Source organism: Streptomyces sp. HD (genome assembly GCF_028369295.1).
Taxonomy (GTDB): Bacteria; Actinomycetota; Actinomycetes; order Streptomycetales; family Streptomycetaceae; genus Streptomyces.
The window spans coordinates 131,112-156,145 of sequence record NZ_JAQMYP010000014.1 but is presented as its reverse complement, the minus strand read 5'-3'; the positions used below and the strand labels follow the sequence as shown (position 1 = coordinate 156,145).

Below are 25,034 nucleotides of genomic sequence, written 5' to 3'. Positions count from 1 at the left end.
GTGACGGAAGGCACCACCTCCGCCGCTGCCGAGGGTGTAGACACCCTGACTCGCCTGGAGCAGGAAGGCGAGATCGCGGCGGACTACCTCGAAGGTCTGCTCGACATCGCCGATCTCGACGGCGACATCGACATGGACGTCGAGGCCGATCGCGCCGCTGTCTCGATCATCAGCGACGCGGGCGGCCGAGACCTGCAGAAGCTGGTCGGGCGGGACGGCGAGGTGCTGGAGGCGCTCCAGGAGCTCACGCGCCTGGCGGTGCATCGGGAGACCGGGGACCGCAGCCGGCTGATGCTGGACATCGCGGGCTACCGGGCCAAGAAGCGTGCCGAGCTCTCCGAGCTGGGTGCCAAGGCCGCCGCCGAGGTGAAGAGCTCCGGTGAGCCTGTGAAGCTGAAGCCGATGACGCCGTTCGAGCGCAAAGTCGTGCACGACGCGGTCAAGGCCGCGGGGCTGCGTAGCGAGTCGGAGGGCGAGGAACCGCAGCGGTTCGTCGTTGTGCTTCCCGCCTGATCGGCTCGTACGTTCTCCCGGCCCCGTCTGCCCGCAGGCGGGGCCGAACTTTGTCAGCCTGATAGTTCTGGTGGTTCTGACGTCGGCGCCCGGTGCGTCGGCGCGGTACGGAAGGACGGTCCCCCGTGACGGAGGCAGCGGAGCTTCCCCCTGCTCCTGAGCAGGCACGTGAGGTGTTCGGCGATCGCTTCGCTGATGCGGTCCGGTACGCCGAACTGCTCGCCGAGGCAGGTGTACAGCGCGGTCTGATCGGCCCGCGTGAGGTGCCCCGCCTGTGGGAGCGGCATCTGCTGAACTGTGCGGTGCTCTCCGAGGTCGTTCCCGAGAGTGTGATGGTGTGCGATGTGGGCTCGGGTGCCGGCCTGCCCGGCATTCCCCTGGCGCTTGTCAGGGAGGACTTGAAGATCACGCTGTTGGAGCCCTTGCTGAGGCGTACGAACTTCCTGACGGAGGTCGTGGAGCTGCTGGGGCTGGACCATGTGACCGTGGTGAGAGGGCGTGCCGAGGAAGTCATGGGGAAGCTGCCGCCGGTGCATGTCGTGACCGCGCGTGCGGTGGCCCCGCTGGACCGGCTGGCCACCTGGGGCATCCCGCTGCTGCGCCCCTATGGCGAGATGCTCGCTCTCAAGGGAGACACCGCCGAGGAGGAGCTGAAGAGCGCATCCACCGCTCTGAGCAAGCTCGGCGCTGTCGAGACCTCGATCCTCCATGTCGGCGAGGGCGTGGTGGATCCTCTGTCGACGGTCGTGCGGGTCGAGGTGGGCGAGAGCCCCGGCGGTGTGCGCTTCGCGGCGAAGCGAGCCAAGGCGGCTCGCACGGGGCGGGCACGCCGCCGACGCTGATCCGTCCTGACGACGAGACGTACTCCACACAAGCTGCCAAACCTATGCGTGCCGGAGTGTCGCGGCAGTTCAGCCAGGGCCGCTGTGCATCGTGTTTCACGTGAAACGTCGCTCACTGCTGCACGGCATCATCAGTCGCGGCCGCGCCGCCGAACCTCGCGACCGAAAGCCCCTAGGTTCTCTAGGAGAGGGGCCTCCCGATGACACTCCGTCCCCCTTGCGGGGCACGGAGTTGTCCACAGAGGTGGATTTCTCCACAGAACAACAGGCCTCACTGGTTCACCACCCCGAAGGCATGGGAGGCTCTGTTCATTGCGAGCCTGAAGTCGAGGAGAGTGAATCCTTGCGGTCCGACGCCAACATCGCGGGACCGATGACCGATCCGGTCCCCGGTCCCCGTACCGAGTCGATGGGGGAGGATGTTTCACGTGAAACACCGCCCCCGATGGACGACACTCCCATCGGTCGTGCTGCCCAACTGGCGGTGGAGGCTCTAGGCCGCGCCGGCGAGGGCCTGCCGCGGCCCGAGCAGACCCGTGTCATGGTGGTCGCCAACCAGAAGGGGGGCGTGGGCAAGACGACGACGACCGTCAACCTTGCCGCGTCATTGGCCCTTCATGGTGGCCGTGTGCTGGTCATCGATCTCGACCCGCAGGGCAACGCGTCCACTGCCTTGGGGATCGACCATCACGCGGAAGTTCCTTCCATCTATGACGTGTTGGTCGAGAGCAGGCCGCTCTCGGAAGTCGTCCAGCCGGTCCCGGATGTCGAGGGTCTCTTCTGCGCCCCCGCCACGATCGATCTCGCCGGTGCGGAGATCGAGCTGGTGTCTCTGGTGGCACGCGAGAGCCGGTTGCAGCGGGCGATCCAGGCCTACGAGCAGCCGCTGGACTACATCCTCATCGACTGTCCGCCCTCGCTCGGCCTGCTGACCGTCAATGCGCTGGTGGCCGGCCAGGAGGTCCTGATCCCGATCCAGTGCGAGTACTACGCGCTGGAGGGCCTGGGGCAGCTGCTGCGCAACGTCGATCTGGTGCGGGGGCATCTCAACCCCTCGCTGCATGTATCGACGATCCTGCTCACCATGTACGACGGCCGAACGCGTCTCGCGTCTCAGGTCGCGGACGAGGTGCGCAGCCACTTCGGCGAGGAGGTGCTGCGAACGAGCATTCCCCGCTCGGTCCGTATCTCCGAGGCGCCGAGCTATGGACAGACGGTGCTGACCTACGATCCGGGGTCGAGCGGTGCCCTGTCCTATCTTGAGGCGGCACGAGAAATCGCGCTGAAGGGTGTCGGTGTCAGTTACGACCCGACGCATGCCCATATCGGCGCCCAGAGCAACCCGAGCATGGTGGAGGGGATCCAGTGAGCGAGCGACGGAGGGGTTTGGGCCGTGGTCTAGGCGCACTGATCCCTGCAGCGGCGACAGAGGCGACAGTGGCTTCGCCTGGGGTGGGGAACGCTGCTTCCGCGTCCCCGGCAGCTGTGCCGCTGCTGAACGACCGCGGGGTGGCCGCGGCGAAGGTGGCCACGCTGCCGCCTGTTTCACGTGAAACCGAGGAGCTCTCGCCGATCGGAGGCGCGGAGGTTCCTGCCCCTCCCATGGGCGCCCACTTCGCCGAGATCCCTCTCGACACCATCACGCCGAACCCGCGCCAGCCGCGTGAGGTCTTCGACGAGGATGCGTTGCAGGAGCTGGTCACCTCCATCCAGGAGGTCGGTCTCCTCCAGCCCGTCGTCGTACGACAGGTCGGTCCCGCCCGCTACGAACTCATCATGGGTGAGCGTCGCTGGAGGGCCTGCCGCGAGGCCGGGCTCGACGCGATCCCGGCGATCGTGCGGGCCACGGACGACGAGAAGCTTCTCCTGGACGCGCTCTTGGAGAACCTGCACCGCGCTCAGCTGAACCCGATCGAAGAGGCCGCTGCCTACGATCAACTGCTGAAGGACTTCAACTGCACGCACGACCAGCTGGCGGACCGCATTGGGCGTTCCCGGCCGCAGGTCTCCAACACTCTGCGTCTGCTGAAGCTCTCGCCCAAGGTCCAGAACCGGGTGGCCGCCGGTGTCCTCTCCGCCGGACATGCGCGGGCGCTCCTCTCCGTCGAAGACCCGGAGGAGCAGGAGCGGCTGGCCTACCGCGTGGTGGCCGAGGGGCTGTCGGTCCGGTCAGTGGAAGAGATCGTGACCCTGATGGGCTCACGCCCGCAGAAGACCCAGCGCTCCAGGGGGCCGCGGGCCGGCTCTGTTCCCTCCCCGGCGCTGTCCGACCTCGCCACCCGGCTCTCGGATCGCTTCGAGACGCGAGTGAAGGTCGAGCTGGGGCAGAAGAAGGGCAAGATCACCGTCGAGTTCGCCTCTCCGGACGACCTTGAGCGGATCCTCAGCACACTCGCTCCCGGCGAGAAGCTGGCCCTCCAGCAGAGCCTTCTGGAGGCTGACGCCGAGGAATTCGAGGACTGAGCCCTGGTGGGTCCGGGAGATACTTCCCGGCCTCATCGCCACGCGGGTCGTGTCCGGTGTGTCCGGACACGGCCCGCTCTTTGCTTCCTGGCGGTATCGATGGAATCACATCGTGGATACGATGCGTTCGGGTATGGCGCATCTACCTGGCAGACCTCTTAGGGGAGGCGGGGGCCATGCGAACGGTGAGCCGCACCGGACTGGTGAGCGCGGGTCTTGGGCTGGGCGCGGTCGGCGGATTCGTCGGCAGCCTGCTCAGGGAACGCAGCGCCCTGACAGCCGCTCGTGATGCCGCGGGCGAAGGAAGCGAGGAACAGCCTTCATGGGGCGTCGGCTCGTACCGCTCACGCTGGACAACCTTCCGGACCTTCCCAAGCGCTGCCGCGCGTGTGTCTTCTGGGAGTTGGACCCGGTCAGCGGTGAAGCCTCGGTAAGAGCGGGGACACCCGCCCTGGAGAAGGAAGCCTGGATCTCCGCTGTCCTGTTGGACTGGGGCTCCTGCGGCCGGGTCGTCTACGTCGACGATGTACCGGTGGGCTACGTGCTGTACGCGCCCCCGGCTTACGTGCCCCGCTCGACGGCGTTCCCCACGAGCCCCGTGTCGCCGGACGCGGTGCAGCTGATGACCGCGTTCATCATGCCGGGCTACCAGGGTCAGGGACTGGGGCGGGTGATGGTGCAGACGGTCGCCAAGGATCTGCTGCGGCGCGGCTTCAAAGCGATCGAGGCCTTCGGCGACGCTCGTTGGAAAGAGCCGGCGTGTGTGCTGCCCGCGGATCATCTCCTGGCCGTGGGCTTCAAGACGGTTCGCCCGCACCCCACCTCTCCGCGTCTGCGACTGGAGCTGCGAACGACGCTGTCGTGGAAGGAAGACGTGGAGATGGCGATCGACCGGCTGCTGGGGGCTGTACAGAAGGAACCGGCGCTGAGACCTCTCTGAGGCACGCTGTCGCTCTAAAGCGAATGGGCCAACCCTCTGGGGTTGGCCCATTCGTGTTTCACGTGAAACGTCACTCGGCGATGAAGTCCTCAAGGTCGCGGAGGATCGCGGCCTTCGGCTTCGCACCGACGATGGTCTTGGCGACCTCACCGTTGTGGTACACGTTCAGCGTCGGAATGGACATGACGCCGTACTTGGCGGCCGTACCCGGGTTCTCGTCAATGTTGAGCTTGACGATCTCGATCTTGTCACCGTGCTCGGCGGCGATCGCTTCGAGGGACGGCGCGATCTGGCGGCACGGGCCGCACCAGGCGGCCCAGAAGTCCACCAGGACGGGCTTGTCGCTCTTGAGGACGTCCTGCTCGAAGGAGTCGTCAGTCACATTCTTCAGGGTGCCGGCCACGGCGGGCTCCTTAACTGTTTGGTGCGTGGGGCGGGTGGGGGTCAGACAGAGGTCTTCTCGGGCTCGGCCTGCTCCTCGTCCGCGAGGGCGGCGAGGAAACGCTCGGAGTCGAGGGCGGCGGAGCAGCCGGTGCCGGCCGCGGTGATCGCCTGGCGGTAGGTGTGGTCGACCACGTCGCCGGCAGCGAAGACACCGGTCACGTTGGTGCGTGTGGAGGGGGCGTCGACCTTGAGGTAGCCCTCCTCGTCCAGCTCCAGCTGGCCCTTGAACAGCTCGGTGCGCGGGTCGTGGCCGATCGCGATGAACAGGCCGGTGACCGCCAGGTCCGAGAGCTCGCCGGTCTTGACGTTGCGCAGCTTCAGGCCGGAGAGCTTCTGCTCGCCCTGGACCTCGGCAACCTCGCTGTCCCAGACGAACTTGATCTTCGGGTCGGCGAAGGCGCGGTCCTGCATGGCCTTCGAGGCGCGCAGCGTGTCACGGCGGTGGACGATCGTCACGGACTTGGCGAAGCGTGAGAGGAAGGTGGCCTCCTCCATCGCGGTGTCACCGCCGCCGATCACGGCAATGTCCTGGTCCTTGAAGAAGAACCCGTCACAGGTGGCGCACCAGGAGACGCCGCGGCCGGAGAGAGCGTCCTCGTTCGGCAGACCCAGCTTGCGGTGCTGAGAGCCGGTGGCGACGATGACGGCCTTCGCCCGGTGGACCGTGCCTGCGGTGTCGGTGACGGTCTTGATCTCACCGGCGAGGTCGACGTTGACGATGTCGTCGGGGATGAGCTCGGCGCCGAAACGCTCGGCCTGGCCGCGCATGTTGTCCATGAGCTCGGGGCCCATGATGCCGTCCTGGAAGCCGGGGAAGTTCTCCACCTCGGTGGTGTTCATCAGCGCGCCACCGGCGGTGACGGCGCCCTCGAACACCAGCGGCTTCAGCGACGCGCGCGCAGTGTAGAGCGCCGCCGTGTAGCCGGCGGGCCCGGAGCCGATGATGATCACGTTACGGACGTCGCTCACGGCTTGATTCCTCGTCTCTGGAATACGTCGTCGGACCGGTGGGAGACCCTTTGAGGACTCTCACCCCACCCAACGGATCCTAAGGGGCGCGCATTCCCACTGTGTCCGGGCACACGGTGAGGCCACACCGCAGAGGCTGCCAGGCCGGCGGAGACGAACCCGCCGGAATATCAGGAACGCGGGTAGGTGTCCTTCAGGAGGACTTCGGCCGCGGTGGAAGAATGCTGGTTCACACAGGTCGCGTCCATGAGGTAGACGGTGACCCGGCTGTCGTCAGAGGCAGCGGGCAGCACGACGAGCAGTGCGTCCCTGCCCTTGTAGACGCCCTTCTCAGCGGCGAGTGCCGCGTTGGTGCGACCGATTCCCTTCCGGACGCATTCGGGCACCGTGATGTCGCGCAGCATCTTGGTGTCGGGCCCGCCCCTGACGCCTACGCTGCCGTCCGGAGTGCGGGCGCCGCCTGTCGCGCTCTCGTTCTTGGCGAGGAGATCAACGACGTGCTTCTCCAGCTTCGCCGCGGAGAAGGTGTCGGCGGCGGTGGCGCCCCCGTCGGCGGACGGGCCGGCCCCTCCACCACCCATCAGCGACGTCAGCAGCACCGAGCCGAGTCCCAGAGCGGCGGCCGTGAAGGCAGCGCTCAGTACAGCGACCTTGCGTCGTCCTGCCTTTTTGCGGTCCTTCCGGCCGGGGCCAGTCGTCGAGGAGCGCGCGCGGCCTGCCGGACGGTCTGCCGCTGGCGACGTTTCACGTGAAACATGAACGCCGCCGTCCGCGCCGGAGACCGGGCGGGCGTCGCCGGTCTGCGTCGGTGCGTCGACGTCGTCGGGCGCCGTGGCGTTCAGCAGAGCCTCGGCGGCGAGAGCGGCATCGATCCGCCCCGCGACATCGGCGGGCATCCGCGGCGGGCCGGTAACGCTGCCGAGCAGTCCCCGGATCTCCTCCAGCGAGGCGTGGACGTCCGCGCACAGCACACACTCGTCCAGATGCCGCCGTACGTCGGCGGTCCTGGACGGGGGGAGAAGGCCCTCGGTGAGGTCGGAGATCTCGGCGACGTCCGGGTGCCCGGCCGTGTCAGTCGTGGATGTCACGCTCGCCCACCTCCGCCCTTCACTGCAGCTGAATCACTCGGCCCTGTGTCGCGTGGCTCCGTGCCCTGTTCTGTGACACGTGGACCCGCTGCCGGTGGGACGGATGTCCCCTGGGTCCGGTTCCGCCTCTCGCCGGAGTCCTTGCCGTCACTGGCGCTTTCCGGCCGTAGATGGGTGACGAGAGGCAGGAGTCTGGCTCTGCCGCGCGCACATCGGCTCTTGACCGTGCCGGTCGGCACATCCAGGACCCGGGCCGCCTCCGCGACCGGATAGCCCTGCATGTCCACCAGGACGAGCGCCGCACGCTGGTCGGGTGGGAGAGTGCCGAGAGCCTCCAGCAGCTGGCGGTGGAGATCGTTGCGTTCTGCGGGCGCCGAGGCGGACTCGTGCGGCTCAAGCAGCTGCTCAAGGCGCTCGGTGTCGTCGACGGGGGAGGTCTTCCGGGAGGCCGCCTTGCGGGCGCGGTCCAGACAGGCGTTCACGGTGATCCGGTGCAGCCACGTCGTGACGGCCGACTGGCCCCGGAAGGTGTGGGCGGCCCGGTAAGCGGAGACGAGGGCGTCCTGGACGGCGTCAGCGGCCTCCTCGCGGTCGCCGAGCGTCCGTAGCGCCACCGCCCAGAGCCGGTCACGGTGGCGCCGCACAAGCTCACCGAAGGCGTCGGGGTCACCCTCTACATGCTGGGCGAGAAGGTCCTGATCGCTTGTGTCGCCGTATGCGCTGCCATCTGCCATCGGACCCCCTCCCCCTCACTCTCAGCTGTTGACCTTGACGTCCATGATCCTGCCGCGGAACTGACCGTCGTCGGCCTGTCGCGGCAGATCGGTCAGCCAGACCAGAAGATAGCGGGCCTTGGTGGTCTCGCCGGGCTTGAGTGTCACGCTTGAGCCGGACCCTTCGGCCACCTTGGCGTAGCTCTCCAGGCTCGTCGGTTCGCTACCGGTGTCACCCGAGGCGGCGCGCAGTTCCACGGAGGTGTCGCCGACGAAGGTGATGGCCACCTTGCCGACCTGCTGGACCTTGCCGAGATCGAGGATGACTCCGACGCCCGACTTCAACCGTCCGAAGTCGGAGCTGGTGTAGAAGCTCGTCTGCCAGTACGTGTCCGGAGCGGTGTCGTAGATCTTGTCTATGTCTCTCGGGTTCTCGGAGCCGTCCGAGCCGAGCGGATCGAAGTCGCGGACACCCTGGATGGCGATCGGCTTGCTGACCGGCTTCGCCTGGCCCTTGTCGTCGTCTTCCGACGTCTGCGTCTGATTGGGGTCCTCGGACTTGCCGCCCTGGTCCATGAGCGCGTCCGCCAGCTGCCAGCTGCCCAGACCCAGCGCGGCGATCAGGAGCGCCGAGACGGCCCACTTCAGGGCCTTGCCGGTACGGCTCTGCAGCGGGGCAGGCGGCGTCGGTACCGGCTGGGTGGCGCCAGGATGCTGCGACTGACGGCCGTACGTGCCCTGCTGGTACGTCGTGCGCTGATAGTCGGGCGGGGCGGTGAACGAGGGCTCCGGCGGGCGGATGCGGGGCATCTCGCCGATCGCCTTCACCAGCTCTTCCGGCGTCGTGCACGCGGACTCGTGCCGGGAAGCGGTCGCGCCGTTGTTGGCCAGCGCGCGCATGGTGAGCTCGGACAGGCCGCGGTGAACGCCGGCACGCACCTGGTCGGGGGCGATCAGACCGACGTCCTTGGGCAGCCCGGACAGACCGTAGGCGTCGCTCTCGTACGGCCAGCGCTGGGTGAGCGCGGCGTACAGCAGGGCGCCGATGGCCTCGGTGTCGGTGCGCTGCGGGGTGTCGGAGCTGATGCCGCGCAGCGCGGCGTTCACGGCCAGGCCGCGGATGCGCCACTGCCCGGAGGAGGTGCGCAGCACGGCGTTCGGGTTGAGCCGGAGATGGGCCAGCCCCTCACGGTGGGCGGCGGCCATCGCGGCGGACACCTGAGTGACCATCTGGTACGCCTCGTAGACCTCCAGCGGTCCGGGGGCGAGGAGGGTGGTCAGCTCGGTGGCGTCGGGGAGCCACTCATGAACGACGTAGACCAGGTCGTTCTCCTCGACGGCGTCGAGGACCTGGACGAAGCGGGGGTCGCCCAGCAGCGCGGACGAGCGGGCCGAGGCCAGGACGGAGCGGGCCCGCGTGTGGTCAGCGGGCAGGATGTGAACGCCGACGGCGCGACGGAGTTTCTCGTCGACCGCACGCCAGCTGCTGAAACCGTCCAGACGGGTGACGCACTCCTCAAGGCGGTAGCGTCTGGCGAGCTTGTGGCCGCTGTGCAGCTCCGGTGGTGAGGCTTTCCCGGGACCCTCGGTCCCGCCGCTCCCCTGTGCCTCGTCGGTGTCCGTGTCCCGCTCCCGATTCTTGGCCACCCCGTCGGCCGTGGACTGGTCCGCTTGTGCGGTCAGCGGCTCGTCGCCGCTGTTGTCTGCCACGTCGACGGCAGCCGTGCTCCGTTCCGCCACCGTCGTTCCTGCCTCCCCATCCGTTGCGCGCCGTCCGACAACCGTGCGCGCCGTCCGACGCCGAAACCAATTGTGCCCACAGTCCGCCGCTATGCACGACACACGGTGGCGGACGATGGTTGTGCGCGTACCCCCCGTTTCAGCGACCCAGGCGTCCGCGAACCATGCCGACCAGTGAGTTCAGCTCCTCGATACGCATCCTGCGAGCGGCGATGAAGAAGACCCCGAGCAGCACGGCTCCGCCGCCCAGCAGCGCCGCGAAGGAGCCGAGGACGCCCTGACCGAGGGTCTTGGCGATCCCGTAGCAGGCCGCACCGCTGAGCAGCACCGCGGGCACCGAGGCGATGCAGAGCCTGGCGTACGTCCGCATCACCCGTGCACCGTCCAGGTCGCCGCCGAGCTTCTTGCGCAGCCGGCCCCAGGCGACGCCGACGCCGATCGCGTAGGCCAGGCCGTACGAGGCGGCCATGCCGACCACGGCCCAGCGGGCCGGGAGAACGAAGTAGCAGACGGCGGACGCTGCGGCGTTGCCTGCCGCCACGATCACCGTGTTGTAGAAGGGGGTGCGGGTGTCCTCGTACGCGTAGAAGGCGCGCAGGACGACGTACTGCACGGAGTACGGGATCAGGCCGAGGCCGAAGGCCATCAGCATGTAGCCCATGTTGGTGGCCTCGCTCGTGCCCGAGGAGCCGAACATCAGCGTGCACATCGGGATGCCGAGTGCCAGGAAGCCGAACGCGAGTGGCACGATCGCCACCGCTGTCGTGCGCAGGCCCTGGGAGATGTCGTCGCGTACGGCGCCCGGGTCGTCCTCGGCGGCCGAGCGGGAGATGCGGGGCAGCAGGGCGGCCATCAGAGAGACGGTGATGATGGCCTGCGGAAGGCCCCAGATGAGCTGGGCGTTGGCGTAGGCGCTGAAACCGGTGCCGGCGACGCCGGAGTCCGTGATGGCTGCTGTCGCCAGCTGCGTGACGACTAGGGCGCCGGCCTGGTTGGCGAGGACGAAAAGGATCGTCCACTTGGCGAGCATCGCGGCCTTGCCAAGGCCGTGGCCCTTCCAGTCGAACCGGAGCCGCAGCCTGAACCCGGTCTCGCGCAGGTAAGGGATCATCGCCAGGGCTTGGACGACGAGGCCGAGGAGGACGCCGACGCCGAGCAACTGAACGCCCTCGGGCGGAATGGTGGTGACCTTCATGCCGGAGTGCTCGGCGGTGCCGTACACCCACAGGAACGCGCCGAGCGTCACGATGATGACGATGTTGTTCAGGACCGGCGTCCACATCATCGCGCCGAAACGTCCACGGGCGTTCAGGATCTGCCCCATCACCACGTGAACGCCCATGAAGAAGATCGAGGGCAGGAAGTACCGGGTGAGGGTGACAGCCGTCTCGTTGGCCGCAGGATCGTTGGCCAGCGGGGTGGACAGTGCACGGACCAGGAGCGGCGCACCGAACCACGCCAGAGCGGTGAGCGCGGCCAGAGCCACCATCACCACTGTCAGCAGACGGTTCGCGTACGCCTCTCCGCCGTCCTCGTCGTCCTTCATGGCGCGCACGAGCTGGGGCACGAAGACGGAGTTGAGGCCGCCGCCTACGGTCAGGATGTAGATCATCGTCGGCAACTGGTACGCCACTTGGAACGATTCGCCCAACAGCCCGAGGCCCAGTGCCGAGACGATCATCGCGGACCGGACGAACCCGGTGAGCCGGGAGACCATCGTGCCGGCCGCCATCACGGCGCTCGACTTCATCAGTCCGCCGACGCGCCCGCCCTTCTTCGCGGCAGGCGCCTGAGCAGGTGCCTGCTCAGGCGCGGGGGCGGATGCCGGCACGCCGGGCGCTGCCACGGGAGGCGGCGTCGGCCCCTGGTGCGGGGGCTCGCCGGGTGCCGATGAGGGGCCGGGGACCGTGGGCGGCTGGTAGTGGGGGTGGCCGCCCTGCTGCTGGTCGCGGAAGAGGTGCGCGAAGGCGTCGTGCTCGTGCCGCTCCTCGGTGGAGTGCGTGACGAGGTCGTCGACACCCACGTACTGGGTCGTGCGGGGGTCGTCGCCGTACGGCAGGTACTGGCTCGGGCTCTCCGGCTCGGGAGCCGGTGTCTGGGCCCACACGTTCGGGTCGGGGGCGTACGGCGACTGGGGCGGCTGGGAGTACAGCGGCTGCTGGGGCTCGTAGGTGCCCGGCGGGGGCGGCGGGTGGGCGGCACGGTCGTAGAGCGCTTCGGCGACCGGGTCCTGGGTGGAGAGGTCCTGTGCTCGGTAGGGGTCCTGGTCGTAGGCGCCCTGGAGGTACATGTCCGCGGGGTGCTGCGGCGGCACCTGGCCCGGCTCGGGCGGCGGGCCCTCGGGGTGCCCCGAGCTGCCCGCGGCCTGGCCGCGGTCACCGTCGTACGGCGCGTTCATGGTTACCCCACCTCATCGTCCCGGGCCCACCGGCCACGACATCGCTCAACGGTCCACTCTCTCACCCGTGCCGGACGGGTCGGCGCTTTCCGCTGCGGTGTCCGGTGTCGGGTCACTCGGCTGCTCCGGGGCGTCTGCCCGGGTTCCGGTGACGGACTCCTCCTCAAGATGGCTCTCGGGCGTGAGACGGTCCTCGGGGCCTTCCGGGTCGCCGTCGGTCTCGCTCGTCTCCTGGACGCCGTCCTCCTCGGCTTCTCGGGCCGCCGCGCGCTTGCGCTGCGTGTACATACGGAATCCGGCGAGGACGAGAAGCAGGAAGCCGCCGCCGATGACCAGCATCACGGTGGCCGTGAACTCGGTGACCTTCACGTCGAACCTGACGGGTGCGCCGTACGCCTGGCCGTCCTCCGTGTACAGCTGGGCGATCACCTCGGCCTGGCCGTTGGCCTGAGCCGACGTGGGGAACTTCACCGTCTGGCTGTGCCCGCCGGAGACCGTGACCCGCTGTTCGGAGTAGGCCTCACCATCGATCTCAAGGCGCCTCGGGCTGGTCGAGGTGAGCCGCAGTACCAGGTGATCGACGCCCTGCACGAGGTTGTTCTGCACGGTGACGGGGATCGTGGCGCTGCGTCCGGAGAGCTTGGTGTCGGACTTCTCGATCAGCGTCACCTGGTCGACCAGCGAGTTGATGTACGCCTCGACGGTGTTGCGGTAGTCGGCCGCGTCCGCGGAACGGCCGCGCCACGACGTGGACATCTCGCGGTTCATGGCCCGCCCGAAGGGGGTCACGACCCGGGACTCACGGGTGAGGATCACCTTGAACTTGTCGAGCTTGTCCTGCGTGTTCTCGGTCTGCTCGAAGGCCGCCCGCGGCAGCTCCTGCTTGCGCAGCGAGGAGGGGTAACTGGACGCCGCCGGCACCTTGGTGGTGGCTCCGGAGTCCGGCTTGGCCGTGGCGGCGGCCGTGAGTTCCTGGGACTGGGACCAGGTGCCGCCCTGGAGCGCCGTCACCGCCGCGGCCATCGCCTGGGCCTGGCTGGCCGTAGGCATCCGCTGCGGGGCGACGACGATGCTGCGCTGCCTGTCCGCCTGGTGGTTGAGGGCCAGGCTCTGGGCCAGGAACCTCTGCACGGCGAGCGTCGAGCTCGACGCCCTCGTCAGGTTGCCCTGGAACACCGTCGACATCCGCGCGTCCGAGACGACCGCCGTCGTGCCGCCGCCGATGGGGCGGGCCGCGGAGGGTGTGTACGGCAAGCCGCCCGTCTCCACCAGGCTGTCACTGCGGGCGATCACCTTGTCCGCGCCGGCGGAGGTGGCGACCTTGACGATGGACGGGTCGACGGCGCCGTTCACGGGCCAGGCGAAGTCGGTGATCGCCTCCACGTGCAGGATCGAGTCGACCGTGTCAGCGGCGACGTCGGTGGCCTCCTTGAGGTGGCTCAGCGAGCCGGTGACGTTCGTGCCGTTGTGGGCGACGGAGGCGAGGTCGGGGTCGCCGAAGGGCAGGGCCACGACCTCCTTGTCCTGCACCGCCTCCTGGAGCTCGGCCAGCCACTGGTTGGCGACCCCCTGATGGGTGCCCGCCGTGGTCGTGTCGCCCTCGCCCTGGAGGCGGTAGCTCTCGGTCATCGCGTCCACGGAGGCCAGCAGATCCGGGTCGATCACCCAGGTGACGTCGAGTTCCTTGCCCAGCGACACCAGCTGCTGCAGCCGGCCGCCCGGGGCGATCTCCTTGGCGAGGTCGTCGTCGTGGAAGACGGGCGTCTGTGATTCGTCCGAGCCCGTCTGGGCCGTCATGCGCGCGGTGGAGACGAGCGGCCACAGGATGGTCGTCCGGGTCTTCGGGTTGGCCTCGTCGGGCTGCCACGGCAGGAAGGTCCGCTGGATGCCGAGCACCTTCTCCCACGGCTGCGCGGACGTCTCGCCGGACAGGGATACGGCGAACTGGTAGACGCCGTTCCCGCCGAGGTCCAGCTTGTCGACCGGCACGGAGATGCTGAAGCGCTGGGCGACACCCGGAGTGAGCTTGGTGAACTCCTTGACGTACTTCCCGCCCACCGGGGCGCCGTCGAGGCCGTCCTGGTAGTCGCCGCGGTTGGAGGCCGCGTCGACGTCGGAGCGCGTGTTCAGCGCCGGCCCCAGACGCAGGTCCACATGGGCGTCCGTGACGGCCTGCTTGCCCTCGTTGGTCACCGTGCCGGACACGGTCAGTGTGTCGCCCTCACCGGGGACGGCCGGGGTGAGCGAGTCCACGGCGACGGATACGGGGTCCGAGCCGGCAGCGGCCTTCAGGGAGCCCTGCCCGGCGGCGTGCACAGGGGCCGCACCGGGCAGCTGGAGCAGGCCCGCCAGCAGAGGCGCTGCGGCAAGGAGGGTTCCTGTCCGCCGCAGCCACCGGCGGGCAGGTGAGGCACTCGTCCCCTGGAAGTCTGCCGCCTCGGCCACGCGCTCGCCCGTCCCTCGTCGTCGTCAGTGGTCGTCGGAATGTGCGTCCACGCATGGTAACGATGCGCGCTGAGGGGAAGTGCCGCGGTGTGCTCCACAAGATCGGGCCGCACCCATCGGACTGTCCCGTATGTGCAGGTATAAAGAGGAGCGTTTCCCTGTGCCTCAAGAGCAGTCCTTGTGCACGTATGGATAGAGGTGTCCGTGCACGCGGTGTGCACGTTTAATGGAGGCGCTCGTGGCCGCCGTGGCCACGTACCCTCTTCTGTTGTGCCGAACGCCAACGAAGACAAGCCCAGTGCCCTGAGTCAGGTGCAGCACCGCGCGGTGAGCGAACTGCTGCGGGTCGCCCCTGTCGCCGACGACCTCGCCCGCCGATTCCAGGATGCCGGGTTCTCACTCGCCCTGGTCGGCGGATCGGTCCGGGACGCGCTGCTCGGCCGGCTCGGCAACGACCTGGACTTCACGACCGACGCCCGCCCCGAGGACGTACTGAAGATCGTCCGTCCATGGGCCGACGCGGTGTGGGACGTCGGGATCGCCTTCGGCACGGTCGGTGCCCAGAAGAACGCCCGCGTCGGAGACGTTGATCGATGCTTTGAGATCGAGGTGACGACCTACCGCTCGGAGGCGTACGACCGGACCTCGCGCAAGCCCGAGGTGTCGTATGGCGACTCCATCGAGGAGGACCTCGTCCGGCGCGACTTCACGGTCAACGCGATGGCCGTCGCGCTGCCGGAGAAGGAGTTCGTCGACCCGCACGGCGGGCTGGAGGACCTCGCGGAGCGTGTGCTGCGCACGCCGGGCACCCCGGAGGAGTCGTTCTCGGACGACCCGCTGCGCATGATGCGGGCGGCACGCTTCGCGGCGCAGCTCGACTTCGAGGTGGCTCCCGAGGTGGTGACGGCCATGACGGAGATGGCCGGGCGTATCGAGATCGTCTCGGCGGAGCGGGTTCGGGAGGAGCTGAACAAGCTCGTTCTCTCCGCTCACCCGCGCAAGGGCCTGACGCTGCTGGTCGACACCGGGCTCGCCGAACATGTGCTGCCCGAGCTGCCGGCCCTCCGGCTGGAGCGTGACGAGCACCACCGGCACAAGGACGTCTACGAGCACACGCTGATCGTCCTGGAGCAGGCGATGGCTCTGGAGGAGAACGGTCCCGATCTGACTCTCCGGCTGGCCGCGCTGCTGCACGACATCGGCAAGCCGCGTACCCGTCGCTTCGAGAATGACGGCCGGGTCTCGTTCCATCACCACGAGGTGGTCGGCGCGAAGATGACCAAGAAGCGCATGACGGCGCTCAAGTACTCCAACGAGCTGGTGAGGGACGTCTCACGTCTGGTCGAGCTTCACCTGCGTTTCCACGGCTACGGCACGGGAGAGTGGACGGACTCCGCTGTCCGCCGCTACGTCCGTGACGCCGGTCCGCTCCTTGACCGACTCCACAAGCTGACCCGCTCCGACTGCACCACGCGGAACAAGCGCAAGGCGGCCACGCTGTCCCGCGCTTACGACGGCCTGGAGGAGCGGATCGCCCAGCTCCAGGAGCAGGAGGAACTGGACTCCATCCGCCCCGACCTCGACGGCAACCAGATCATGGAGGTTCTCGGCATCGGTCCTGGCCCGGTCATCGGTCGTGCGTACAAGCACATGCTTGAGCTGCGGCTGGAGAACGGGCCGATGGAACATGACGAGGCGGTGGCCGCGCTCAAGGAGTGGTGGGCCGAGCAGAGCTGAAGCGGTCGTGGAACGGGGTCATGTTTCACGTGAAACATGACCCCGATTACATAGAGAGCGGTACGCATCGAGGGCTGTGTTTCACGTGAAACACAGCCCTCGATGCGCGGAGAGGTCAGATCAGACAGCCGAGAGGCACAGCAGGAAGTTGTCGCCGTCGCCGGTCTGGGCGTAGAAGCTGGTGGCGCCACTGACCTTGCGGCACTCGCTCTCGGCGGTGATCGAGGTGTAGGTTCCGTCGATCTTCTTGAGCACCTTGGCCTCGGCCTCGGAGGAGGAGCAGTCCACGACCTCCATACGGGGCTTCGAGGCCGTCGCCGTTGAGGCGGACTTCAGGCAGTCGCCCACCGCGGCGTTCTCGGCATCGTCCAGGCTGATTATGTAGCCGACGATCATCATGATGCCGGCGATCACGACGATGGCGATGTTCTTGATCTTCTTGAAGCTGAACCTGCGGCCAGGCTGCTGCGGCGGAACCGGGGCATACGGCGCCCCGCCCTGCGGCGGGAATCCCGGCTGGCCCGGCTGCTGCGGGTAGCCGCCCTGGGGCGGGTACGGGGCCTGGCCCTGGGGCTGGCCGTAGGGCTGCTGCCCCTGTCCGTACGGGTTCTGGCCCTGGGCGAACGGGTTGCCCTGGGGCGGCGGAGTTGTCACTTGGGGGTCCCCCTAGAACATGGCTGTGTGATCGCGAACATTGGCGCGAAATAAGACCCACGTAAGCTACCGGGCCCCACTGACAACTCCTCACCCGGGAGTGGCTCTGTGTCATTGATGTGACACAGAGCGGTACTCAAAGCGGGCCATAGCCACCGCAACTACCGCGTAGATAACGGCGACCGTGACCACGAGCGGTCCCGAGCGGCCGTCCGGCGGCAGTACCAGCGCGGCCACTCCGGCAGCACTGACGAACGCGACGTTGAACAGCACGTCGTAGACGGAGAAGATCCGGCCGCGGAAGCCGTCCTCGACCGAGGTCTGCACGATCGTGTCCGTCGCGATTTTCGCCCCCTGTGTCATCAGGCCGAGGACGAATGCCGCCACCAGCATGGGAGTTGTGGCGAACGGGAGACCCAGCGCCGGCACGAGGATCGCCGCTGCCGCCGCGCACACCACGATCCAGCGGCCGGCGCCAAGCCGCCCCGCCGACCAGGGGGTTGCCACTGCAGCGGCGAAGAATCCGGCGCCGGAGACGGCCAACGCCAGCCCCAGCAGGGCGAGTCCGTCATCGGCGTTGGAGGAGAAGGCGTAGCGGCAGAGCATCAGCAGCATGACCAGCAGGGCGCCGTAGCAGAAGCGCATCAGAGTCATGGAGAACAGCGCCCAGGCGGCCTCCCGGCGCTGCGGAGCGGCGAGATGCCGCACCCCCGCCGCCAGATCGCGCGCGGTGCCGGAGAGGGCCGCCGCGAGGCGCGGTTGCACCAAGTCGCGATCGGGGCCGAGTAGTTCCGGTGTCATGCGCAGCGACGCCAGGCCCGCGCACAGGTACAGGACGGCTCCGAGGAGGACCACGGCGGCATCGGAGTCCCAGACCACGAGCCGTACGAGGAAGGCCAGGCCGGCGCCCACGATCGCGGCGAGTGTGCCGGCGGTCGGGGAGAGGGAGTTGGCGATGACGAGCCGCTCCTCGTCGACCACGCGGGGCAGTGCGGCGGACAGGCCGGACAGAACGAAGCGGTTGACGGCGGTGACGCACAGGGCGGACACGTAGAAGAGCCAGTCCGGAACCTGGGTGACGATCAGGGCGGCGGTCGCCGAGGCCAGGACGGTGCGCAGCAGACTGCCGTACAGAAGGACCTGGCGGCGGCGCCAGCGGTCCAGCAGGACGCCGGAGAAGGGGCCCACCAGGGAGTACGGCAGGAGGAGCACCGCCATCGCGGAGGCGATCGCGGTGGCCGAGGTCTGTTTCTCCGGGGAGAAGACGACGTACGTGGCGAGCGCGGTCTGGTAGACGCCGTCGGCGCCCTGTGAGAGCAGGCGTACGACGAGCAGGCGCCGGAAGTTCCGGAAGCGCAGCAGGACCCGCAGGTCGCGTACGACGGACATGGGGCACAGCCTCACACACGGGAAGGGTCCCCGGGCGGTACAACCCGGGGACCCTCGGCAGCTCTGGCAGGAGCGTTCTGGTGCGGCGCTTCGTGCTCGGTGCGCGGCAACTGGTCTTGCTAGCGCTCGACTTCGCCCTTGATGAACTTCTCGACGTTCTCGCGGGCCACGTCGTCGAAGTACTGGACCGGCGGGGACTTCATGAAGTAGGAGGACGCGGACAGGATCGGGCCGCCGATGCCGCGGTCCTTGGCGATCTTCGCGGCGCGCAGGGCGTCGATGATGACGCCTGCGGAGTTCGGGGAGTCCCAGACCTCAAGCTTGTACTCCAGGTTCAGCGGGACGTCGCCGAAGGCGCGGCCTTCGAGGCGGACGTAGGCCCACTTGCGGTCGTCGAGCCAGGCGACGTAGTCGGACGGGCCGATGTGGACGTTCTTCTCGCCGAGCTCGCGGTCGGGGATCTGGGACGTGACGGCCTGCGTCTTGGAGATCTTCTTGGACTCCAGGCGGTCGCGCTCCAGCATGTTCTTGAAGTCCATGTTGCCGCCGACGTTCAGCTGCATCGTGCGGTCCAGGATGACGCCGCGGTCCTCGAACAGCTTCGCCATGACGCGGTGCGTGATGGTGGCGCCGACCTGGGACTTAATGTCGTCGCCGACGATCGGGACGCCCGCCTCGGTGAACTTGTCCGCCCACTCCTTCGTACCGGCGATGAAGACCGGCAGGGCGTTGACGAAGGCGACCTTGGCGTCGATGGCGCACTGGGCGTAGAACTTCGCCGCGTCCTCGGAGCCGACGGGCAGGTAGCAGACGAGGACGTCGACCTGCTTGTCCTTGAGGATCTGGACGACGTCGACCGGGGCCTCGGCGGACTCCTCGATGGTCTCGCGGTAGTACTTGCCGAGGCCGTCGAGGGTGTGGCCGCGCTGGACGGTCACGCCGGTGCGCGGCACATCGCAGATCTTGATGGTGTTGTTCTCGCTGGCGCCGATGGCGTCGGCGAGGTCGAGGCCGACCTTCTTCGCGTCGACATCGAAGGCGGCGACGAACTCGACGTCCCGGACGTGGTACTCGCCGAACTGCACGTGCATGAGGCCGGGGACCTTCGACGCCGGGTCGGCGTCCTTGTAGTACTCGACTCCCTGAACCAGCGACGCGGCGCAGTTGCCCACGCCTACGACGGCTACGCGAACCGAACCCATTCCGGTTGCTCCCTGTGTGTACGAGTGAGGCCCTGAGTGGGCGCTCACGTGGCGGTGTCGTCGGGCGTATCCGGCCGGGGGGCGTCCCCCGGCCGGGGCAGGCCGCCCGGCGCTCCAGATGTGGTGTCCCGCGAGTCGGACCCCCCGGAGGCGGAACCCTTCAGGTCCCGCCCGGCCCGCTCGCTCTCGATGAGCTCGTTCAGCCAGCGCACTTCGCGCTCCACGGACTCCATCCCGTGGCGCTGGAGCTCAAGCGTGTAGTCGTCGAGGCGCTCCCGGGTGCGAGCCAGGGAGGCGCGCATCTTCTCCAGGCGCTCCTCCAGCCGGCTGCGACGGCCCTCCAGCACGCGCATACGTACGTCCTGTGGCGTGCGTCCGAAGAAAGCAAATCGGGCAGCGAAGTGCTCGTCCTCGTACGCGTCGGGCCCCGTCTGCGAGAGCAGCTCCTCGAAGTGCTCCTTACCTTCTGCCGTCAACCGGTAGACGATTTTGGCGCGACGCCCCGCGAGTGGTGCGGCAAGAGCGTCCTCGGTGGTGTTCCCCGGTTCCTCGATCAACCAGCCGTTGGCGACCAGCGTCTTGAGGCAGGGATAGAGCGTGCCGTAGCTGAATGCACGGAACACGCCGAGCGATGTATTGAGTCGTTTGCGCAGCTCGTAGCCGTGCATCGGGGACTCGCGCAGCAGTCCGAGAACGGCGAACTCAAGGATCCCGGAACGTCGGCTCATCCCCTCGCCTCCTCGTCGTATGCCGCGCTGATGTATCGACTCGATACATCACGACGATAGAACGACCTTCCGGACGCGACAAGTGGGGGAACGGTGAACGGGATCACATCAACGATTCATGTGGAGCGGGTTGCCCGATTTGGGGTGAAGTTCGGGGCTCGGTGCACTTTGACGGTGCGTAGTCTGTGCGCCATGCACATCACCGGGAACCGAGCGGCCCATGAGGGCGTCGTTGTCCTTGGTGCAGTACGGGTGAATGCGGAACCGACCGCATCCGTACTTCGGGGGGACCGGAAAACAGCCGCCGTTGCCAGGCGCGCAGGGGTGCGCCGGCCCGAGGAGTAGTCGTTCGATGAGCGAGCACCGTCGCAAACCGCCGCAGCCGCAGGGAGGCGGACGTGCCGCGGCCCGACGCGGCCAGTCCGGCTCGTCCTCCGGCCGCCGAGCGGCACCGCGAGGCGCCACCGGATCTCCTTCCGACTCGTATGGGTCGGGACCCGCCGGTTCGGGAGGCGAGGAACGTCAGTACGGCGGCCGCGCCGAGGCACGACGCGCGGCCCAGAGAAGTGGGGGCCGCCGTAGAGCGGCCGAACCGGGCCGGAGCGGCCAGCGTGGCGCTCCGGGCGGGCCCCACGGTCCCGGGAGGGGCCGTGGGCGGACCGCTCCCCCTGGGAAGAAGCGCTTCATCGACTATCCGCGCGCCGGCAAGTACGGCGTCAGGCGCTGGGTGCCGTCGTGGAAGCTCGTGTCGGGCCTCTTCCTCGCCTTCCTGGGGAGCCTGGTGGCCGTGGCCGGTATCGGTTACGCCATGGTGGGTGTCCCTCAGATCGACGAGACCGCCAAGGCGCAGAACAACGTCTACTACTGGTCCGACAAGTCCGAGATGGTCTCCACCGGCGGTGAGACGAACCGGCAGATCGTGAACCTGTCGCAGATCCCCAAGGCGATGCAGAACGCCGTGATCTCGCAGGAGAACAAGACCTTCTACTCCGACAGCGGCATCGACCCCAAGGGCATCGCCCGCGCCGTGTTCAACATGGCCACCGGTGGCGAGACGCAGGGTGGCTCCACCATCACCCAGCAGTACGTGAAGAACGCGAGGCTGGGAGACCAGTCGCAGACGATCTCGCGTAAGTTCAAGGAGATCTTCATCTCGGTCAAGGTGGGCACCACGGTGTCGAAGGACGACATCATGGCCGGCTACCTGAACTCCGCCTATTACGGGCGTAACGCATACGGGATCCAGGCCGCCGCACGGGCGTACTTCAACAAGGACGCCATCAAGCTCAACGAGGGCGAGTGCGCCTTCCTGGCGGCCATGCTCAAGGGCGCCACGTACTACGACCCGGCGGGTTCCCCCTCCATCGACGCGAAGGCCAGTGCCCAGGCCAACAGCAAGCGGGCCCTGGTTCAGATGCAGGACACCCTTGACAAGATGGTCGAGTACGGGCATCTGAGCCCCGACGTGCGAGCCAAATACACCAAGCTGCCCAACTGGAAGAACCCGCGCTTCAACACCGCTCTCAGCGGCCAGGTCGGTTATCTCGTTGACCTTGCCAACAGCTACCTGGTCAACAACAGCAAGGACACCGGGATCACCGAGCAGAAGCTGCGGGACGGCGGCCTCTCGATCTACACGACCTTCGACAAGAAGAAGGTCAATGAGCTTGAGAAGGCGGTGAAGAAGGTCCAGAAGGCGAGTATCAAGCCCAAGGAGCGCCCGGAGACGGACACCCACGTCCAGTTCGGCGGGGCTTCGGTGAGTCCGGCAACAGGAGCCATCGAGGCCATCTACGGCGGTGAGGACGCGACGAAGCACTTCACCAACAACGCCAACGAGACGGGTGCTCAGGTCGGTTCGACGTTCAAGCCATTCGTGCTCGCGGCGGCGATGAAGTGGGGTGTGCGGGACAAGAACCTCGGTCCGGACCAGGCTCAGGACGAACGCACCAAGGTCTCCCCGAAGAGCCTGTACAGCGGCAAGAACAAGCTCAAGATCAGGGACTACAAGGGCGACATCTGGCGCAACGAGAAGGGGGAGGAGTGGAACCAGGTCAATGACGGCGATCAGTCACTCGGCAGTCCCCCGCAGTACAAGATCGACCTTCGTGAGGCGATGAGGGAGTCGGTGAACTCCGCCTTCGTGCAGCTCGGCATGGACGTCGGGCTGGACAAGGTGAAGGAGGCGGCCGTGGACGCCGGCGTCCTGGAGAGCAGCCTGACCGGTACCGACTACCCGTCCTTCTCCATCGGTACGTCTCAGCCCAGTGCCATCCGTATGGCGGGTGCGTACGCCACCTTCGCCACCAGCGGAAAGCAGCGCTCCCCGTTCTCGGTCGAGAAGGTCACCGACAAGGACGGCGAGGTCTACACCCACGAGACCGTGACCAAGAATGCCTTCACCGCACAGGTGGCCGACAACGTCACGGACGTCCTGAAGACTGTGGTCGAGCGGGGTACGGGTACCAACGCCCAGCTCACCGGCCGGGAGGTGGCCGGCAAGACCGGTACGACCGACGGCAACCGCTCCGCCTGGTTCGTGGGCTACACCCCGCAGCTGTCCACTGCGATCTCGATGTTCAGGCTGGACGACAACGAGAAGAACCAGAACCGCGAGTTCCTGGAGATGTACGGCACGGGCGGCCAGAAGAAGATCCACGGTGCCTCGTTCCCGTCCCTGATCTGGCACGACTACATGGAGCAGGCGCTGAAGGGCAAGAAGCCGGAGCCGTTCCCGGTCCCGGAGCCCATCGGCGAGATCATCAACGACATCCCGACCCCGACGGCTGCTCCTACGCCGACCGAGACCGAGGAGTCCAGCCCGTCTCCGAGCCCGACGCCGAGCGAGTCGCTGACCTCGCCGACGCCCACGCCGACCGAGACCTGTTTCGGCTTCCAGTGCAATGACATCGGAGGCTCGGACAACGGCGGCACGGACGGAGGCGTGACCTCGTCGCCGACGCCCACGGAAACATCCACGGACGGCAACAGCAACGGCAATGCCAACGGCAACGGAGGCATCTTCGGCGGACCGTCAGGCTGATCAACGGCTTATTCGCTGCGCGAAGGCCGGTGGCCGGCACCCAAGAAGCGGGGTGTCGGCCACCGGCCTTTCGTCGTCTCGGATGGCGGCGTGTTTCACGTGAAACGTCGGTTTCACGTGAAACACACAGCTGTCGCAGTCACCTCGTCCTGGCACCGTTCTCAGACACGTACGGCAGGATGTGCCCCATGCCCAGTGCAGAGACGACGCCCACGAGCGTGCACGAGCCGGACCCGGTGCGGCCGACCAAGGACGACGAGGTCGCTGCGAGCGGGAGTGAGCTGATCGGTGGTCCCATCGGACGGCGCGCCCTGCTCGGCACGTCCTGGTGGACCCCCGTGCGCATCGTCGCGCTCGTGGCGATCGGTATGTTCGCCCTCGGTCTGGTTCAGAAGGCCCCCTGCTACAACGGCGCCTGGTTCTTCGGCGCCAGCTCGCAGTACACGCATGCCTGCTACTCGGACATTCCGCACCTCTACCAGGGGCGTGGCTTCGCCGATGGGCTTGTGCCGTACTTCGACAAGCTCGCCGGTGACATGGAGTACCTCGAATACCCGGTACTGACCGGTGTGTTCATGGAGGTCGCGTCCTGGCTCACACCGGGCAGCGGCAGCATCCAGGACCAGGAGCAGTGGTACTGGATGGTCAACGCCGGGATGCTGATGGTGTGCGCGGCCGTCATCGCCGTCTGTGTGTCCCGTACGCACGCCAGGCGCCCCTGGGACGGCCTGCTGGTCGCCCTGGCCCCCGCCGTCGCGCTGACCGCGACCATCAACTGGGACCTGCTGGCCGTCGCCCTGACGGCCGCGGCGATGCTGATGTGGTCGCGCGGCCGCTCGGTCGCCTTCGGTGTCCTGCTGGGGCTGGCAACGGCCGCGAAGCTCTATCCGGTCTTCCTGCTCGGCCCGCTGTTCGTGCTGTGCTGGCGCGCGGGCAAGTGGCGGGACTTCGGCAAGGCACTGGGCGGCACCGTGCTTGCCTGGCTGGTCGTGAACATTCCGGTGATGCTGCTGGCCTGGGACGGGTGGTCGCAGTTCTACCGGTTCAGTCAGGAGCGGGGCGTCGACTTCGGATCCTTCTGGCTGATCCTGGCTCAGAACTCAAGCGACCCGTTGAGCACGGAGACCGTCAACACGCTCGCCACGCTGCTGATGCTGCTGTGCTGTGCCGGCGTCGCCGCGCTCACGCTCACCGCGCCGAGGCGTCCACGCTTCGCTCAGCTGGCCTTCCTGATCGTCGCGGCGTTCATCCTGACCAACAAGGTCTACTCGCCGCAGTACGTCCTGTGGCTGGTGCCCCTTGCCGTGCTGGCCCGGCCGCGCTGGCGGGACTTCCTCATCTGGCAGGCCTGCGAGGTGGCGTACTTCCTGGGGATCTGGCTGTACCTCGCGTACACGACCAGCGGGGACGCCCACAAGGGACTGCCGCCCGACGGCTACCACTGGGCCATCGGCGTGCACCTGCTGGGGACGCTGTACCTGTGCGCCGTCGTCGTACGGGACATCCTCATGCCGGAGCGGGATCCGGTGCGCAGGGCCGGCGGCGACGACCCCTCGGGCGGGGTGCTCGACGGGGCCGAGGACGTGTTCGTGTTCGGCTCAGCGGCCCATCCACCGCGGCACGCGGCCCACTTCGACGGACCGCAGGTGGCGTGGGGCAAGCAGGAGGCGAGGGATAGTTCGCTCTGAGCGAACAGGGTGTAGGAAGCGCACGTAAAAGGCCGTAC

At 67.8% G+C, this 25,034-nt stretch carries 19 protein-coding genes; 8 read left to right on the top strand and 11 right to left on the bottom strand.

The genetic code is table 11. From position 1 onward, the window contains the following. The 5 genes from POF73_RS16455 (at position 1) to POF73_RS16435 (ending at position 4,758) form a co-directional block, all read left to right on the top strand. Entirely contained in the window at positions 1–513 is a 513-nt protein-coding gene (locus tag POF73_RS16455) for a Jag family protein (RefSeq protein WP_272115788.1), read from the top strand. Positions 514–638: 125 nt separating this feature from the next. Next, positions 639–1,355, top strand: coding sequence for a 16S rRNA (guanine(527)-N(7))-methyltransferase RsmG (gene rsmG / locus POF73_RS16450; protein ID WP_272115786.1), 717 nt, complete (start codon positions 639–641; stop codon positions 1,353–1,355). Positions 1,356–1,650: 295 nt separating this feature from the next. Continuing rightward, on the top strand, positions 1,651–2,724 hold the full coding sequence (locus tag POF73_RS16445; protein ID WP_272115851.1) for a ParA family protein: 1,074 nt from the start codon (positions 1,651–1,653) through the stop codon (positions 2,722–2,724). Then, positions 2,721–3,818: a ParB/RepB/Spo0J family partition protein gene (locus tag POF73_RS16440; RefSeq protein ID WP_272115784.1), complete on the top strand. Its 1,098-nt coding sequence runs from the start codon at positions 2,721–2,723 to the stop codon at positions 3,816–3,818. The genes POF73_RS16445 and POF73_RS16440 overlap by 4 nt, the downstream gene beginning before the upstream one ends. A gap of 322 nt (positions 3,819–4,140) precedes the next feature. Then, on the top strand, positions 4,141–4,758 hold the full coding sequence (locus POF73_RS16435) for a GNAT family N-acetyltransferase (RefSeq protein WP_272115782.1): 618 nt from the start codon (positions 4,141–4,143) through the stop codon (positions 4,756–4,758). A 70-nt stretch (positions 4,759–4,828) separates the two neighbouring features. On the opposite strand, the gene trxA is transcribed toward POF73_RS16435, so the two are convergent. The 7 genes from trxA to POF73_RS16400 form a co-directional block, all read right to left on the bottom strand. After that, positions 4,829–5,161, bottom strand: a complete 333-nt coding sequence (gene trxA / locus POF73_RS16430) for a thioredoxin (RefSeq protein WP_031484651.1) — start codon at positions 5,159–5,161, stop codon at positions 4,829–4,831. Positions 5,162–5,202: 41 nt separating this feature from the next. Beyond that, on the bottom strand, positions 5,203–6,171 hold the full coding sequence (gene trxB, locus POF73_RS16425; RefSeq protein WP_272115778.1) for a thioredoxin-disulfide reductase: 969 nt from the start codon (positions 6,169–6,171) through the stop codon (positions 5,203–5,205). Between the two features lie 170 nt (positions 6,172–6,341). Next, positions 6,342–7,259, bottom strand: a complete 918-nt coding sequence (locus tag POF73_RS16420) for a hypothetical protein (RefSeq protein WP_272115776.1) — start codon at positions 7,257–7,259, stop codon at positions 6,342–6,344. Further along, positions 7,256–7,993: an RNA polymerase sigma factor SigM gene (gene sigM / locus POF73_RS16415; RefSeq protein ID WP_272115774.1), complete on the bottom strand. Its 738-nt coding sequence runs from the start codon at positions 7,991–7,993 to the stop codon at positions 7,256–7,258. Before sigM ends, POF73_RS16420 begins: the two co-directional genes overlap by 4 nt. A 21-nt stretch (positions 7,994–8,014) precedes the next feature. Beyond that, on the bottom strand, positions 8,015–9,712 hold the full coding sequence (locus POF73_RS16410; RefSeq protein ID WP_272115772.1) for a protein kinase family protein: 1,698 nt from the start codon (positions 9,710–9,712) through the stop codon (positions 8,015–8,017). A gap of 139 nt (positions 9,713–9,851) precedes the next feature. Next, positions 9,852–12,110 carry a murein biosynthesis integral membrane protein MurJ gene (gene murJ, locus POF73_RS16405; protein WP_272115770.1) on the bottom strand — a complete coding sequence of 753 codons (2,259 nt, stop codon included), beginning with the start codon at positions 12,108–12,110 and terminating at the stop codon, positions 9,852–9,854. A gap of 45 nt (positions 12,111–12,155) precedes the next feature. Continuing rightward, positions 12,156–14,555 carry a DUF6049 family protein gene (locus POF73_RS16400; RefSeq protein WP_272115768.1) on the bottom strand — a complete coding sequence of 800 codons (2,400 nt, stop codon included), beginning with the start codon at positions 14,553–14,555 and terminating at the stop codon, positions 12,156–12,158. Between the two features lie 270 nt (positions 14,556–14,825). On the opposite strand from POF73_RS16400, the gene POF73_RS16395 reads away from it, so the two are divergent. Then, positions 14,826–16,292, top strand: coding sequence for a CCA tRNA nucleotidyltransferase (locus POF73_RS16395; protein WP_272115766.1), 1,467 nt, complete (start codon positions 14,826–14,828; stop codon positions 16,290–16,292). Between the two features lie 120 nt (positions 16,293–16,412). On the opposite strand, the gene POF73_RS16390 is transcribed toward POF73_RS16395, so the two are convergent. The 4 genes from POF73_RS16390 to POF73_RS16375 all read right to left on the bottom strand — a co-directional run bounded on the left by POF73_RS16390 (position 16,413) and on the right by POF73_RS16375 (position 20,265). Beyond that, a complete protein-coding gene (locus POF73_RS16390; RefSeq protein WP_272115765.1) occupies positions 16,413–16,946 on the bottom strand; it encodes an LppU/SCO3897 family protein in 534 nt (177 codons plus the stop codon). A 111-nt stretch (positions 16,947–17,057) separates the two neighbouring features. Beyond that, positions 17,058–18,335, bottom strand: coding sequence for an MFS transporter (locus tag POF73_RS16385; protein ID WP_272115764.1), 1,278 nt, complete (start codon positions 18,333–18,335; stop codon positions 17,058–17,060). Between the two features lie 119 nt (positions 18,336–18,454). Next, the gene (locus POF73_RS16380) at positions 18,455–19,537 is read right to left on the bottom strand and encodes an inositol-3-phosphate synthase (protein WP_272115762.1); all 1,083 of its coding nucleotides are present in this window, start codon (positions 19,535–19,537) and stop codon (positions 18,455–18,457) included. 44 nt (positions 19,538–19,581) lie between these two features. Further along, the gene (locus POF73_RS16375) at positions 19,582–20,265 is read right to left on the bottom strand and encodes a PadR family transcriptional regulator (protein ID WP_272115760.1); all 684 of its coding nucleotides are present in this window, start codon (positions 20,263–20,265) and stop codon (positions 19,582–19,584) included. 352 nt (positions 20,266–20,617) lie between these two features. Here POF73_RS16375 and POF73_RS16370 point away from each other — a divergent pair, with 352 nt between their 5' ends. Both POF73_RS16370 and POF73_RS16365 read left to right on the top strand, forming a co-directional pair. Then, complete coding sequence (locus POF73_RS16370; RefSeq protein ID WP_272115758.1) at positions 20,618–23,308, top strand: transglycosylase domain-containing protein; 2,691 nt, start codon at positions 20,618–20,620, stop codon at positions 23,306–23,308. 188 nt (positions 23,309–23,496) lie between these two features. Then, positions 23,497–24,996 (top strand): glycosyltransferase family 87 protein, encoded by a 1,500-nt coding sequence (locus tag POF73_RS16365; protein WP_272115756.1) that lies wholly within the window; start codon positions 23,497–23,499, stop codon positions 24,994–24,996. Positions 24,997–25,034: the final 38 nt, after the last annotated feature.

Coding starts and splice junctions, on each gene's coding strand:
- POF73_RS16365 (WP_272115756.1), top strand. CDS start 23,497: ATGCCCAGTGCAGAGACGACGCCCACGAGCGTGCACGAGCCGGACCCG.
- POF73_RS16375 (WP_272115760.1), bottom strand. CDS start 20,265: ATGAGCCGACGTTCCGGGATCCTTGAGTTCGCCGTTCTCGGACTGCTG.
- POF73_RS16445 (WP_272115851.1), top strand. CDS start 1,651: ATGGGAGGCTCTGTTCATTGCGAGCCTGAAGTCGAGGAGAGTGAATCC.
- POF73_RS16380 (WP_272115762.1), bottom strand. CDS start 19,537: ATGGGTTCGGTTCGCGTAGCCGTCGTAGGCGTGGGCAACTGCGCCGCG.
- sigM (WP_272115774.1), bottom strand. CDS start 7,993: ATGGCAGATGGCAGCGCATACGGCGACACAAGCGATCAGGACCTTCTC.
- POF73_RS16435 (WP_272115782.1), top strand. CDS start 4,141: ATGGGGCGTCGGCTCGTACCGCTCACGCTGGACAACCTTCCGGACCTT.
- POF73_RS16385 (WP_272115764.1), bottom strand. CDS start 18,335: ATGTCCGTCGTACGCGACCTGCGGGTCCTGCTGCGCTTCCGGAACTTC.
- POF73_RS16370 (WP_272115758.1), top strand. CDS start 20,618: ATGAGCGAGCACCGTCGCAAACCGCCGCAGCCGCAGGGAGGCGGACGT.
- murJ (WP_272115770.1), bottom strand. CDS start 12,110: ATGAACGCGCCGTACGACGGTGACCGCGGCCAGGCCGCGGGCAGCTCG.